We start from the raw sequence: 12,998 nt of genomic DNA, 5'->3' as shown, positions 1-12,998 counted from the left end.
GGATGCTACAGAAAAAGGAGGATTTATACTATGAAAAAAAGAGCGGTATCTATGATCCTTGCAGCAGCAATGGTTTGTGGAATGATGGCAGCAAATGTAAGCTGTGTATCTGCAAAAGGATCGGATGAGGGAAAAGTGATCAATATTTATTCCTGGAATGATGAGTTCCGTCAGAGACTGGAAGCTATTTATCCGGAAGTAGAGTCCACTTCCAAAGATGGTACAGTTACAAAACTGAAAGATGGTACAGAGATCCACTGGATCGTAAATCCGAACCAGGATGGCGTATATCAGCAGAAACTGGATGAGGCACTTCTCAACCAGGCTGATGCAAGTGCAGATGATAAGGTAGACATGTTCCTTTCTGAGACAGATTATGTGTTCAAATATACAGACAAAGATGCAGATGTTGCAATGCCTCTTACTGATCTTGGCATTGATCCGGACAAGGATCTTGCAGATCAGTATGATTTCACGAAAACAACAGCTTCTGATGCGGATGGAGTACAGAGAGGCGCCACATGGCAGTGCTGCCCGGGTGTCCTTGTATATCGTCGTGACATTGCGAAAGATGTTTTCGGTACTGATGACCCGAAAGAAGTTGGCGAGAAGATGAAAGACTGGGATACAGCTAAAGAAACAGCAGCTCAGCTGAAAGAAAAAGGATATTATACATTTGCTTCTTATGCAGACACTTTTCGTTTATATGGAAACAGCATTGAGAATCCGTGGGTAGAGTCCGGTGATTCTGTGATCAAAGTAGATTCAAAGATCATGGACTGGGTAAAAGATTCCAAAGAGTGGCTGGATGCAGGTTATCTTAACAAAACTGTAAAAGGTCAGTGGAACGATGACTGGAACAAGGCAATGAGTTCTGAGTCCAAGGTATTCGCATTCCTCTTCCCGGCATGGGGTATCGACTTTACTCTGAAACCAAACTGGGATGGAGCAGAAGGTGACTGGGCTGTTACAAATCCTCCGCAGGAATACAACTGGGGTGGCTCTTACATTCAGGCTGCAACAGGAACAGATAATCCGGAACATGTCAAAGATATTATCCTGGCAATGACGGGAAATCAGGATAATCTTCTTAAGATTTCCAAAGAATACTCTGATTTTACAAATACAAAATCCGGTATGAAAGATGCAGCTACAAATGCAGATTTCGCATCTGATTTCCTTGGTGGACAGAACCCGTTTGAGTATTTTGCACCGGTTGCAGAGAATATCAAGATCGCACCGCTTTCCGCATATGACCAGGGTTGTGTAGAGCTGATCCAGAACGCTTTCAGTGATTACTTCTAGGGTAAAGTAGACTTTGACAAAGCAAAAGCCAACTTTGAGACAGCTATTCAGGAGCGTTATCCGGAGATCACAGAGATCCAGTGGCCGGAATAAATACCACATGAGGATAATTGTTGATGCTGCAGGATCTTTGGATCCTGCAGTTTGCTGGAAAGGAAGAGCATTATGAAGAAAAAGAGCGTTAATTACGGAAAATGGGGATACATATTTATTCTTCCGTTTTTTGTGATCTATTTTATCTTTTCGCTGATTCCGCTGTTTGATACAGTGAGATACAGCTTTTTTGAATATTTCCGTTCTGGAATCAAGCAGATTGGTCCTAATTTTATAGGACTTGCCAATTATGTCAGTCTTCTGCATTCTGACATGCTGAAATACGGACTGAATACACTGATCCTTTGGGTGATCGGATTTGTTCCGCAGATCGTTGTTGCACTGGTGCTTGCATGCTGGTTTACTGATGCCAGGCTGAAGCTTCATGGCAAGCAGTTTTTTAAGGTTGTAGTTTATCTGCCGAACCTGATCATGGCATCAGCATTTGCACTTCTGTTTTTTACCATGTTTTCCACAAACGGACCTGTAAACTCCATTTTGTGTTCACTGGGCTGGATAAAGGAACCGATTGATTTTCTGGGCTCTGTTCTGGGAACAAGATCATTGGTAGGTTTCATGAATTTCCTGATGTGGTTCGGAAACACGACCATCATGCTGATGGCAGCAGTAATGGGAATCAGTATGGATGTTTTTGAAGCATCGGATCTGGACGGATGCAACAGCATTCAGCGTTTCTTCTATATTACGCTTCCACTGATTCGTCCGATTCTTTCCTATACTCTGATCACTTCCATCATCGGTGGCCTTCAGATGTTTGATGTACCGCAGATCCTCACAAACGGACAGGGTAATCCGGACAGAACATCCATGACACTGATTATGTTCCTGAACAGCCATCTGAAGAGCAAGAATTATGGTATGGCCGGAGCATTGTCTGTATACCTGTTTATTATCAGTGCAATCCTCTGCTTCTTTGTATATCGTATGACTAACGACAATGATCCGGACGGATCTAAGAAAGCAGCGAAAAAGAGAGCAAGAGCAGAAAGGAGAAAAACAAAATGATGAAAGATAAGACAGCCAGCAGGATCAGAAGTATCGTGGCACATGTGGTACTTATTATTCTTTCCTTTATGTGTCTCTTTTTCTTTTATGTACTGATCGTGAATGCGTCTCATTCTCATGCAGAGCTTCAGAAGGGATTTTCTGCTCTTCCTGGAAAATATTTCTGGAAAAACCTGATGAATGTTGCAAATGACGGAAGCTTTCCGATGTTCAGGGGAATTCTTAACAGTATTATCGTGTCCGGATGCAGTGCAGTATTATGTACATATTTTTCCTCACTGACAGCATATGGTCTTTATGCCTATGATTTCAAGGCAAGGAATGTAGCGTTTACATTTATCATGGCGATCCTCGTCATGCCGACACAGGTAACTGCAATGGGCTTCCTTCGTCTGATCACAAAGATGGGATTATATGATTCCCTGCTTCCGTTGATCATTCCGTCTGTTGCGTCACCGGCCGTATTCTATTTTATGTACAGCTATCTGCAGTCCTCACTGCCGATGTCGCTGGTAGAAGCAGCCAGAATTGACGGCTCCGGAGAATTCCGTACTTTCAACAGTATTGTCCTGCCAATCATGAAGCCGGCAATCGCTGTACAGGCGATTTTTACATTTGTAGGCTCCTGGAACAATTATTTCGTTCCTGCTCTGGTTATCCAGTCTAAAAGCAAGATGACTGTTCCAATCCTGATTGCAACACTTCGTGGAGCAGATTATATGAATTTTGATATGGGTAAGATTTACATGATGATCACAGTTGCCATTGTGCCGATCATTATCGTATATCTCCTTCTTTCCAAGTTTATCATCGCAGGAGTGACACTTGGAGGCGTAAAAGAATAACAAAAGGTAGCAGGTAAGATATGACAGTTAAGAAATGGAAACACAGCGGAACAAAGAAACACAGCATGTCAGACCGTGAAATACGAAACGGTCTTCTTTCGGAAAAAGTAGCAGAGGAGGGTATTGTACTGCTGAAAAATGATAAAAAAACACTCCCTCTGAATATTTCCACGAAAATAGGTTTATACGGCGCCGGTGCGGGAAAGACAGTGAAAGGCGGAACAGGTTCCGGTGATGTGAATAACAGAAGTAACATTTCTATTTATCAGGGATTGAAAGAAAACGGTATTCAGATCGTAAGCGAGAAATGGCTGGCCAATTATGAGTCAATATACGCAGAAGCACGCAGGGCATGGAAAGAAAAAATACTGGAAGAAGCAAAGTTTGTGGAAAATCCTTTTGATGCCTATGCGGAAAATCCCTTTGCAATGCCGGAAGGCCGTGCAGTCACAGCAGAAGATACTGTCGATGCCCAGACAGCAATCTATGTGGTAAGCAGGATTTCCGGTGAGGGAAAGGATAGGCGCAGGGTCGAGGGAGATTATTATCTGAGCAGACGGGAGCAGGAGGATATCCGGTTCCTTGATGCACAGAAGATTCCTATAGTACTTATCCTGAATTCCGGCGGTCCGGTAGAACTGACAGATATTCTGGAAGAAACAGAAAATATCTGTGCTGTCCTGAATATTTCCCAGCTTGGACAAAGAGGCGGACTTGCCCTCGCCAATGTCCTTCTGGGAAAGGTAACTCCAGGCGGCAAGCTGACTGCAACATGGGCCAGAAGGTATGAGGATTATCCGTGTGCAGAGGAATACAGCTATCTTAATGGCAAGCTTGAAAGAGAAGAGTACAAGGAAGGAATTTATACAGGATATCGTTATTTTGATACTTTTGGTGTAAAACCGCTGTTTCCGTTTGGATATGGACTTTCTTACACAGAAATGCAGATACGCTTCCATGGGATGAAAACATCAGGGGATGGCGTTGAAGTTGAAGCAGAGGTAACGAATACAGGAGAAACTTTTTCGGGAAAAGAGGTCGTGCAGGTCTATGTGTCTCTTCCACAGGATGAATCAGGGAAGGAATACCGTCGGCTGGCTGGCTTTGCAAAAACAAAACTTCTGAAGCCGGGGGAAAAAGAACTGCTGAAAATCGGGATCGACAGAAAGACACTGGCATATTTTTCCGAAGAGCAGCATGCCTGGATTGCTGAAAAAGGTTATTATGCTGTCTGGGTCGGAAACAGCATTGCATCGCTTACGCTGGCTGCAATGCTTGAAGTGCCGGAGAGTGTGATCCTGGATAAAACGAATATCCTTGAGAATCAGACTGATATTACTGAAGAAGTTTATGACCGCCAGAATCTTTCTGCCAGAACTCTGAAATGGAAAGAGAAGGCAGAGAATGAGAAGATTGGAAGATATATCTATTATCCTGAACCAGAGAAGAGAACAGAATGCACCTGCCAACCGGAAAATAAGATTCCTGCAAAGGATCTGCTCCCGCTGTTTTATGGAAATATTGCTGGAATCTCCAGTAATCTGGGGGCGGCAGGAATCCGTGTTCCTGGTTCTGCCGGTGAGACCACGGCTGCTCTTTATGAGCAATATGGTGTTTCCCCACTGATCATGGCCGATGGGCCGGCAGGACTGAGACTTCAGCAGAATTATGAAGTAGACAGAGAAACAGACACAGTATATGGAATCGGTGTCCTTGGATCTCTGGAAAACGGATACCTGAGAACAGATGAGACTCACGAAAACGCAGACAGATATTATCAGTTCTGTACGGCATTTCCGGTTGGAACTGCACTGGCTCAGACCTGGGATACTGCCCTTGTGGAAAAAGTTGGAATAGCAGTGGCAGAAGAAATGGAAGAATTCCACATAGATCTCTGGCTAGCACCTGGTCTAAATATTCAGAGAAACCCTCTGTGCGGCAGAAATTTTGAGTATTATTCCGAAGATCCGCTGCTTTCCGGAATCATGGCAGCAGCCATGACAAAAGGAGTGCAGAGCAGACCTGGCTGCGGTGTTACCGTTAAGCATTTTGCCTGCAACAATCAGGAAGATAATCGTATGGGCGTAGATGCACAGGTATCAGAACGTGCCCTGAGGGAAATTTACCTGCGTGGTTTTGAGATTGCAGTTAAAGAAAGCAGACCGGTGGCAATCATGTCTTCCTATAATTTACTGAATGGTGTCCATGCTGCAAACAGTGTTGATCTCTGTACAGCCATTGCCCGAAAAGAATGGGGATTTGACGGTGTGATCATGTCAGACTGGAATACAACGGTTCCGGAAGATGGAAGTATTCCGTGGAAATGCGTGACAGCAGGAAATGATATTATCATGCCTGGTAATGCAGCCGACGCAGAAAATATCCGAAAAGCTTTTGAAGACGGAAAGCTTTCGGAAGAAGTTGTCAGAATGTGTGCGGGACGTATTCTGAACCTGATACACACACTGACAGCAGAATAAAAAAAATATATAGTAGTGAAAAACTTGCCTGAATTCAATTTTCGATTTATCATTGGATTCAGGCATATTTTTTGCAGATGTCGCGCAAGGCAACCCGTTTTAGGCGGAGGATCCTGCAGGCAGTTTTTTATATGCCGTGAAAAGGAGAATACCATGAATATAAAACGAGCAAAGCAGGAGATCAGAGATTCCATAGAAGCATATCTTTCAAAGGACGAATTCGGTGAGTACCGGATCCCGGCGATCCGACAGAGACCGATCCTTCTTATGGGCCCTCCGGGAATCGGAAAGACACAGATTATGGAACAGATAGCAAGGGAATGCGGGATTGCTCTTGTTTCCTATACCATTACCCACCACACCAGGCAGAGTGCTGTGGGACTTCCTTTTATTGTAAAAAAGAATTATGGTGAGGAAGAATTTTCTGTCACGGAATATACCATGAGTGAGATCATTTCGTCCGTTTACGACAAAATGGAAAAAACAGGTCTGAAAGAAGGCATCCTGTTCATTGATGAGATCAACTGCGTATCTGAAACACTAGCGCCGATGATGCTGCAGTTCCTTCAGGGAAAAACCTTCGGAAACCAGAAGGTGCCGGAAGGCTGGGTGATCGTCACAGCAGGCAACCCGCCAGAATATAACAAATCCGTCCGGGAATTCGATGTGGTCACTCTGGACCGTATCAAGAAGATCGATGTGGAGGCAGACTTTGATGTATGGAAGGAATACGCCTATCAGCAGGGAATTCATCCGGCGGTGATCTCCTATCTGGAGCTTCGCAGAAAAAATTTCTACAGGGTGGAGAATACCGTAGACGGAAAAATCTTTGCCACAGCCAGAGGCTGGGAGGATCTTTCCCGTCTGATCCAGGTTTATGAGATCCTTGGAAAAACCGTAGACCGTGAGGTGGTCAGTCAGTACATTCAGCACAGGATGATCGCGAAGGATTTTGCAGGCTATCTGGCTCTTTATTATAAGTACAGAACGGACTATAAAGTGGAGGACATCCTGAAAGGAAAGTGGGATCCCATTACTCTGGGTAAGATCCGCACAGCCTCTCTGGACGAGCATTTGAGCATTGTAAGCCTTCTCAACGGAAAGCTCAGCGAGCTTTTTACAGAATGCTATCTTACCGATGCCTACCTCACGAAACTGTATGATTATATGGTGTACTTCAGAGAAAATCAGGACAGCCTCACAGCAAAAAATCTCATGGAAAAAGCAGAGGCGGATCTTGAAAAGGACAAAAAGAGTGAGCTTCTTACAAAACAGCAGGAGCGTATACAGAAACGTGTTGTGTCATTTTTTGAAAATGCGTCCGGATTGAAATCAACCTCGGGATCAATTGGATCGGAATCAACCGGATCAGATAAAACCGGATCAGGTTCAGAGCTGGCAGGAGGCGGAAGTGCCGCAGCAGAATCGGAAGTTCCATCATCAAACCGGAACTATGAGTTTGTGAAAGCCCTCTTTGAATCCGAAACCGAAGCCTACGAAAATCGAACCGATGAAATATCTCTTACTCTTCAGAACGTCTTCGACTTCATGGAAGCTGCTTTTGGGGACAGCCAGGAAATGGTGGCATTTATCACAGAACTGAATGCCAACTATTATAGTCTCTGGTTCATTCGGGAGAACGGTTCTGACCAGTATTACAGGCATAATAAAGGTCTTCTTTTTGACGACCGCCAGAAAATGCTTCTGGGCCAGATGGAGGAAGTGGAAAACATTCTCAATAATGGAATAAAATAATATGTCTTACCAATTTATTATTTACTATTGATTAAATTGGGGAATTATCGTATAATATTTACTATAAAAGTCCGGAAAATAGAGAGGGCAAATAGTCAAAATGCACAGACTGGCTGAATGGCTGCAGAGCGATCAGCTGTTGCAGAACTGCATGATGACTGAGAATGGTAAATATCCACTTGTCTATATTCCGGGATTTTTATGTAAAGGAAGGCAACACAATAATAAAGGAAGGCGGCCGAAACGGACGACATGTTTACAAAGATTACAGAAGAACGAGCATTTGACGGAATATTAGCGCAGATCATAGAAAATATCCGGCGGGGAGAACTGAAGCCGGGGGACACTTTACCTGCGGAACGTGTTATGGCAGAATCACTGGGAGTTTCCAGACCTGCTGTCCGTGAAGTCCTGCGGGCACTGGAGCTGATGGGAATTGTCACAACGGTCCGCGGCGGGGCCAACTATATTACCGAGAATATGGATCAGTGGCTTTCTGCACCACTGGCCCTTCTTTTTCAGCTGAATAACAGCCATGTACAGCAGGTACAGGAACTTCGTTCTGCGCTGGAGCAGGAGGCTGCGCTTCTTGCAGCCGGGAATTGTACGGAGAAGGATGCATTAGATCTGCGTTCCATCCTGGCACAGCTGGAGAGCTCAGAGGACGAGAAAGCCCGTGCAGGTCTTGATAAGAAGCTTCATACGAAGATTGGCAGGATCGCAGGGAATCCTATGATCTATAATGTTCTGGATGCGGCAGCGCAGCTGACAGAGGAGATTATTTCCGGTACCCGAGCTTATATTATGCAGAAACATAATTCCGCTCTTGAGGTGGATGACCAGCACAGAAGACTGGTGGAAGCCATTATTTCCGGAGACCGGAACCAGGCGGAGAAGCTGATGCGCGAACATATGGAAACCATTGAGAAATATATAATGGAGATCGCACAGCAGCAGGGTGAGAACAGCCTTGTATTTCATCGCTGATCCACCTGACAAAAATTAAATAAAATTTCAGTAAAAATCCCGTTGGTTTGGTAAGACCACTATTGATTTTGGTAAGACCGAGTGCTATAATAGGGGCTGTATTGGTAATACCAAAAAGTTTGATATTATGGCAGCATCCTGAAGGCTTCATGACGAGACAGCGTAAGACGAGACAGCATAAGTTGAGACAGCATGAGATGAGACAGCATAAGTTGAAGCAGCGTTAGGTAGGACAGCGTAAGACGAGACAGCACAGGATGAAGGTTACTGTATCCCTGCAGTATTATATAAAGTATGCAGCAGGCCACAGCGTGGGCGGTAACCTGCCGGAAATATCAGGAGAAAGGACTTGCGATTATGGGATATGTAAAATGGAGTTATGACACACTGAACCATTTCTGCGGAGACGTTTTCAAAGCGTTTGGCTTTTCTGAGGAAGAAGGAAGCATCATTAAAGATGTTCTTTTGACTGCTGATCTGTATGGGATCGAGAGCCACGGAATGCAGAGGATGGTTCGTTACCATAAAGGAATCGAGAAGGGGACTATTCATCCCCAGGCGAAACCGGAAGTTGTTTTTGAAACACCGATTTCTGCCGTGATAGACGGACATAACGGAATGGGCCAGCTGATCAGCCATTTTGCCATGGAAAAGGCAATTGAGAAGGCAAAGACAACTGGTGTGGGAATCGTAAGTGTACGAAATTCCAACCATTTCGGTATTGCAGGATATTATGCGAATATGGCCTGCCATGAAGGCCTTCTTGGAATGGCATGTACCAACTCCGAGGCGATCATGGTACCGACTTTTGGAAGAAAGGCTATGCTGGGCTCCAACCCGATCGCAGTCGCTATGCCTGCAGACCCGTATCCGTTTTTCTTTGACTGTTCCACAACAGTTGTAACCAGAGGTAAACTGGAAATGTATAATAAGATGGGCAAGCCTCTTCCGGATGGCTGGGCACTTGACAAAAACGGTCATGCCAGCAATAATGCACCGGATGTACTTGCAAACATCGTAGCCAAGAAGGGCGGCGGAATCATGCCTCTTGGTGGAAACGAGGAAGTCAGCGGAAGCCATAAGGGATATGGCTATGGAATGCTCTGTGAGCTGTTCAGCTCTATTCTTTCCATGGGCGTTACCTCCGACAAATGCTGTACATTCCCGGATAAGACCGGTATTTGCCATGGATTTATGGCGATCAACCCGGCGGCATTCGGAGATCCGGATGCGATCCGCAAGCATTTTTCAGAATATCTTGAGGCACTTCGGGAGAGTCCGAAGGCAGACGGTCAGGAAAGGATCTATACACACGGCGAGAAAGAGGTAGCTGCTGAAAAAGACAGAAAAGAGAATGGAATTCCGGTCAACGACAATACCATGGTAGAACTTGCTGATCTCTGCAGTTATCTGAAGCTTGATTTTGGCGCTTATTTTGAAGGCTATGAGCTTCCGAAGGACAGTAGATTCTTCAATGGTAATTATTAATTCAGGTAATCCTTTTGAAATGAAATATATCATAATTATCCAAGGAGGAAAAGAAAATGGATTATGCAAAAGAGTCATTAAGACTGCACGGAGATTGGAAAGGTAAGATCGAGGTTGTTACAAGAGTGCCGGTTGAGAATAAAGACGACCTTTCTCTTGCATATACACCAGGTGTAGCTCAGCCTTGCCTTGAGATCCAGAAAGATATCAATAAATCCTACGAGCTTACAAGAAGATGGAATATGTGTCTTGTTGTAACAGACGGTTCCGCAGTTCTTGGTCTTGGTGACATCGGACCGGAAGCCGGTATGCCTGTAATGGAAGGTAAATGTGTACTTTTCAAAGCATTCGGCGATGTAGACGCATTCCCGCTTTGCATTAAGAGCCATGATGTAGACGAGATCGTAAATACTATTTACATGATCTCCGGATCCTTCGGTGGTGTTAACCTTGAGGACATCTCCGCTCCGAGATGCTTTGAGATCGAGAAAAAACTGAAAGAGAAATGTGATATTCCGATTTTCCACGATGATCAGCACGGAACTGCAGTTATCACACTTGCAGGTCTGACAAACGCTCTGAAGGTTGTCGGAAAGAAGAAAGAGGATGTTCGTATCGTTATGAACGGTGCAGGTGCAGCTGCTATCTCTATCTGCAGACTTCTTCTGAAAGCAGGCTTCAAGGATGTTACACTCTGCGATAGAAAGGGTGCCATCTATGAGGGACGTACAGAAGGAATGAACCCGGTTAAGGAAGAGATGAGCAAGCTCACAAACCTTCAGAAGAAACAGGGATCTCTTGCAGAGATGCTGGTTGGCGCAGATGTATTTATCGGTGTTTCCGCTCCTGGAGCAGTTACAACAGAGATGGTTAAGACTATGAACAAAGATGCCATCATCTTCGCATGCGCAAACCCGACACCGGAGATTTTCCCGGATGACGCAAAAGCAGGCGGAGCAAAGGTTATCTCCACAGGAAGAAGTGACTTCCCGAACCAGATCAACAACGTTCTTGCATTCCCTGGAATCTTCCGTGGTGCATTTGATGTAAGAGCAAGTGATATCAACGATGAGATGAAGATCGCAGCTTCCAAGGCGCTTGCAGATCTGATCACAGATGAGGAGCTTTCTCCGGAGTATATCATTCCGAAGGCATTCGACAAGAGAGTCGGACCGGCTGTCGCAAAAGCAGTAGCAGAGGCAGCAAAAGCAACAGGCGTAGCACGTATCTGATCTTAAGCGCCTGATACGAACCAAAACAGCCCTTCATTAAGAAGAATATATCAGACACCCGTATTCTGTAACCCGGTACGGGTGTCTTTTTGTTTCCAGACAGGTGGTATTACCCTTTGACAAATGTCCTCTCAGTGAGTACAATAGCAAAAGAATATGATAGGAGGTTAAGCACAGCATGAAACCATGGGAAGCTAATATACGAAAAGTAGTGCCGTATACTCCTGGCGAGCAGCCAAATGAGAGCGGCATGATCAAACTGAATACAAACGAGAATCCATATTCACCGGCTCCGGGTGTGGAGAAGGCGCTGAAGGCCCTTGATGCCGATACCCTGAGACTTTATCCGGATCCGACAGCAGGAGACCTGGTACACAGTATTGCCGCGTTCTACGGCCTGAAGGATGAGCAGGTATTTACAGGCGTTGGTTCCGATGACGTACTGGCTATGTGCTTTCTCACATTTTTTAATTCAGAGAAACCGATCCTGTTCCCGGACATCACTTATTCTTTCTATGATGTATGGGCAGATCTTTTAAGGATCCCATATGAGCGCCCGGCATTAGATGAGGAGTTCCATATCCGTAAGGAGGATTATTTCCGTGAAAACGGCGGAATCGTATTCCCTAATCCCAATGCACCGACCGGCGTGGAAATGCCTCTTTCCGAGATCGAGGAGATCGTGGCAAAGAATCCGGAGAGTATCGTGATCGTAGATGAGGCGTACGTGGATTTCGGAGCAGCATCCGCACTGCCGCTGATCGAAAAATATGATAATCTGCTTGTTGTGCAGACCTTCTCCAAGTCCAGATCCCTGGCAGGAATGCGTATCGGATATGCCTTCGGAAATCCGGAGCTGATCAAATATCTCAATGATGTGAAATATTCCTTTAACTCCTATACCATGGATCGTACTACCATCGCGGCTGGTGTGGCATCTATGGAGGATAAGGCATATTTTGAGGAATGCTGCCATAAGATCATTACAACAAGAGAGTGGACAAAGGCAGAGCTCAGGAAGCTTGGATTTTCCTTTCAGGATTCCAGATCCAACTTTATCTTTGCCACACATGAGAGCTGTCCGGCCAAAGAGCTTTTCGCAGCACTGAGAGAGAAACATATCTATGTAAGATATTTCCCGAAGGACAGGATCGACAATCATCTCCGTATCACCATCGGTACCGATGAGGAGATGAAAAAGTTGGTAGAATTCCTGATGGAATATCTGCAGAAATAACAATTAAGGAGGTACTATGGAAGTACTGGTACAATGGTTTTCACATCACCTTGCACAGTTTATTTCTCCCGAGGGAGCTGTGTTCATCATTTCTATGATCCCGATACTGGAGCTTCGAGGCGGCCTTCTGGCAGCTTCTTTGCTGAAGATATCGGCTGCGAAGGCACTGCCGATCTGTATCGTGGGAAATATTGTTCCGATTCCGTTTATCCTGCTTTTTATCCGGCAGATCTTTAAATGGATGAAAAAAACAAAGACGTTCAGAGGTCTGATCACAAAGCTGGAAAACAGAGCTATGGGAAAGAGTGACCAGATCAAGAGATATGAATTTCTTGGACTTTTGCTGTTTGTGGGAATCCCTCTTCCGGGCACAGGAGCCTGGACAGGTGCACTGATCGCCTCTCTTCTTGAGGTGGATATCAAAAAATCCTCCATTGCGATCCTGTGCGGACTTTTTATGGCAAGTGCCATTATGTATATTGTTTCTTATGGAATTGTAGGAAATGTAGTGCATTGATCGATCGCAGAGAAGGAATGTCTTTTTGATCGA

The 12,998-nt window shown here is 44.9% G+C and carries 9 protein-coding genes and 1 pseudogene; all 10 read left to right on the top strand.

Features of this window, described 5'->3' with window-relative positions; all coding sequences use genetic code 11:
* The first annotated feature begins 30 nt into the window (after positions 1–30).
* The 10 genes and pseudogenes from LI091_RS06995 (at position 31) to LI091_RS06950 (ending at position 12,965) form a co-directional block, all read left to right on the top strand.
* A pseudogene (locus LI091_RS06995) lies at positions 31–1,398 on the top strand (carbohydrate ABC transporter substrate-binding protein).
* A gap of 72 nt (positions 1,399–1,470) precedes the next feature.
* Positions 1,471–2,424, top strand: a complete 954-nt coding sequence (locus tag LI091_RS06990) for a carbohydrate ABC transporter permease (protein WP_265190968.1) — start codon at positions 1,471–1,473, stop codon at positions 2,422–2,424.
* Positions 2,424–3,269 (top strand): carbohydrate ABC transporter permease, encoded by an 846-nt coding sequence (locus LI091_RS06985; protein ID WP_044961860.1) that lies wholly within the window; start codon positions 2,424–2,426, stop codon positions 3,267–3,269. The genes LI091_RS06990 and LI091_RS06985 overlap by 1 nt, the downstream gene beginning before the upstream one ends.
* A 20-nt stretch (positions 3,270–3,289) precedes the next feature.
* Positions 3,290–5,749 (top strand): glycoside hydrolase family 3 protein, encoded by a 2,460-nt coding sequence (locus LI091_RS06980; protein WP_059086723.1) that lies wholly within the window; start codon positions 3,290–3,292, stop codon positions 5,747–5,749.
* A 153-nt stretch (positions 5,750–5,902) separates the two neighbouring features.
* Positions 5,903–7,504: an ATP-binding protein gene (locus LI091_RS06975; protein ID WP_059086724.1), complete on the top strand. Its 1,602-nt coding sequence runs from the start codon at positions 5,903–5,905 to the stop codon at positions 7,502–7,504.
* Positions 7,505–7,756: 252 nt separating this feature from the next.
* On the top strand, positions 7,757–8,491 hold the full coding sequence (locus LI091_RS06970; protein WP_265190966.1) for a FadR/GntR family transcriptional regulator: 735 nt from the start codon (positions 7,757–7,759) through the stop codon (positions 8,489–8,491).
* Between the two features lie 357 nt (positions 8,492–8,848).
* Positions 8,849–9,979 carry an Ldh family oxidoreductase gene (locus LI091_RS06965; protein WP_022426846.1) on the top strand — a complete coding sequence of 377 codons (1,131 nt, stop codon included), beginning with the start codon at positions 8,849–8,851 and terminating at the stop codon, positions 9,977–9,979.
* 56 nt (positions 9,980–10,035) lie between these two features.
* On the top strand, positions 10,036–11,211 hold the full coding sequence (locus LI091_RS06960) for an NAD(P)-dependent malic enzyme (protein ID WP_015526165.1): 1,176 nt from the start codon (positions 10,036–10,038) through the stop codon (positions 11,209–11,211).
* Between the two features lie 178 nt (positions 11,212–11,389).
* Positions 11,390–12,448 carry a histidinol-phosphate transaminase gene (hisC, locus tag LI091_RS06955; RefSeq protein ID WP_265190965.1) on the top strand — a complete coding sequence of 353 codons (1,059 nt, stop codon included), beginning with the start codon at positions 11,390–11,392 and terminating at the stop codon, positions 12,446–12,448.
* A 16-nt stretch (positions 12,449–12,464) separates the two neighbouring features.
* On the top strand, positions 12,465–12,965 hold the full coding sequence (locus LI091_RS06950) for a COG2426 family protein (RefSeq protein ID WP_118512600.1): 501 nt from the start codon (positions 12,465–12,467) through the stop codon (positions 12,963–12,965).
* The last annotated feature ends 33 nt before the right edge of the window (positions 12,966–12,998 follow it).

Origin of the sequence: Blautia sp. MSK20_18, from assembly GCF_020553125.1 — a bacterium.
Lineage (GTDB): Bacteria > Bacillota > Clostridia > Lachnospirales > Lachnospiraceae > Blautia_A > Blautia_A fusiformis.
The sequence above is the reverse complement of the archived record's forward strand: the minus strand, read 5'-3'. Positions and strand labels throughout refer to the sequence as shown.

Excerpts from the sequence above, each read along its gene's own strand:
- LI091_RS06990 (WP_265190968.1), top strand. The coding sequence starts at position 1,471 with ATGAAGAAAAAGAGCGTTAATTACGGAAAATGGGGATACATATTTATT.
- LI091_RS06985 (WP_044961860.1), top strand. The coding sequence starts at position 2,424 with ATGAAAGATAAGACAGCCAGCAGGATCAGAAGTATCGTGGCACATGTG.
- LI091_RS06980 (WP_059086723.1), top strand. The coding sequence starts at position 3,290 with ATGACAGTTAAGAAATGGAAACACAGCGGAACAAAGAAACACAGCATG.
- LI091_RS06975 (WP_059086724.1), top strand. The coding sequence starts at position 5,903 with ATGAATATAAAACGAGCAAAGCAGGAGATCAGAGATTCCATAGAAGCA.
- LI091_RS06970 (WP_265190966.1), top strand. The coding sequence starts at position 7,757 with ATGTTTACAAAGATTACAGAAGAACGAGCATTTGACGGAATATTAGCG.
- LI091_RS06965 (WP_022426846.1), top strand. The coding sequence starts at position 8,849 with ATGGGATATGTAAAATGGAGTTATGACACACTGAACCATTTCTGCGGA.
- LI091_RS06960 (WP_015526165.1), top strand. The coding sequence starts at position 10,036 with ATGGATTATGCAAAAGAGTCATTAAGACTGCACGGAGATTGGAAAGGT.
- hisC (WP_265190965.1), top strand. The coding sequence starts at position 11,390 with ATGAAACCATGGGAAGCTAATATACGAAAAGTAGTGCCGTATACTCCT.
- LI091_RS06950 (WP_118512600.1), top strand. The coding sequence starts at position 12,465 with ATGGAAGTACTGGTACAATGGTTTTCACATCACCTTGCACAGTTTATT.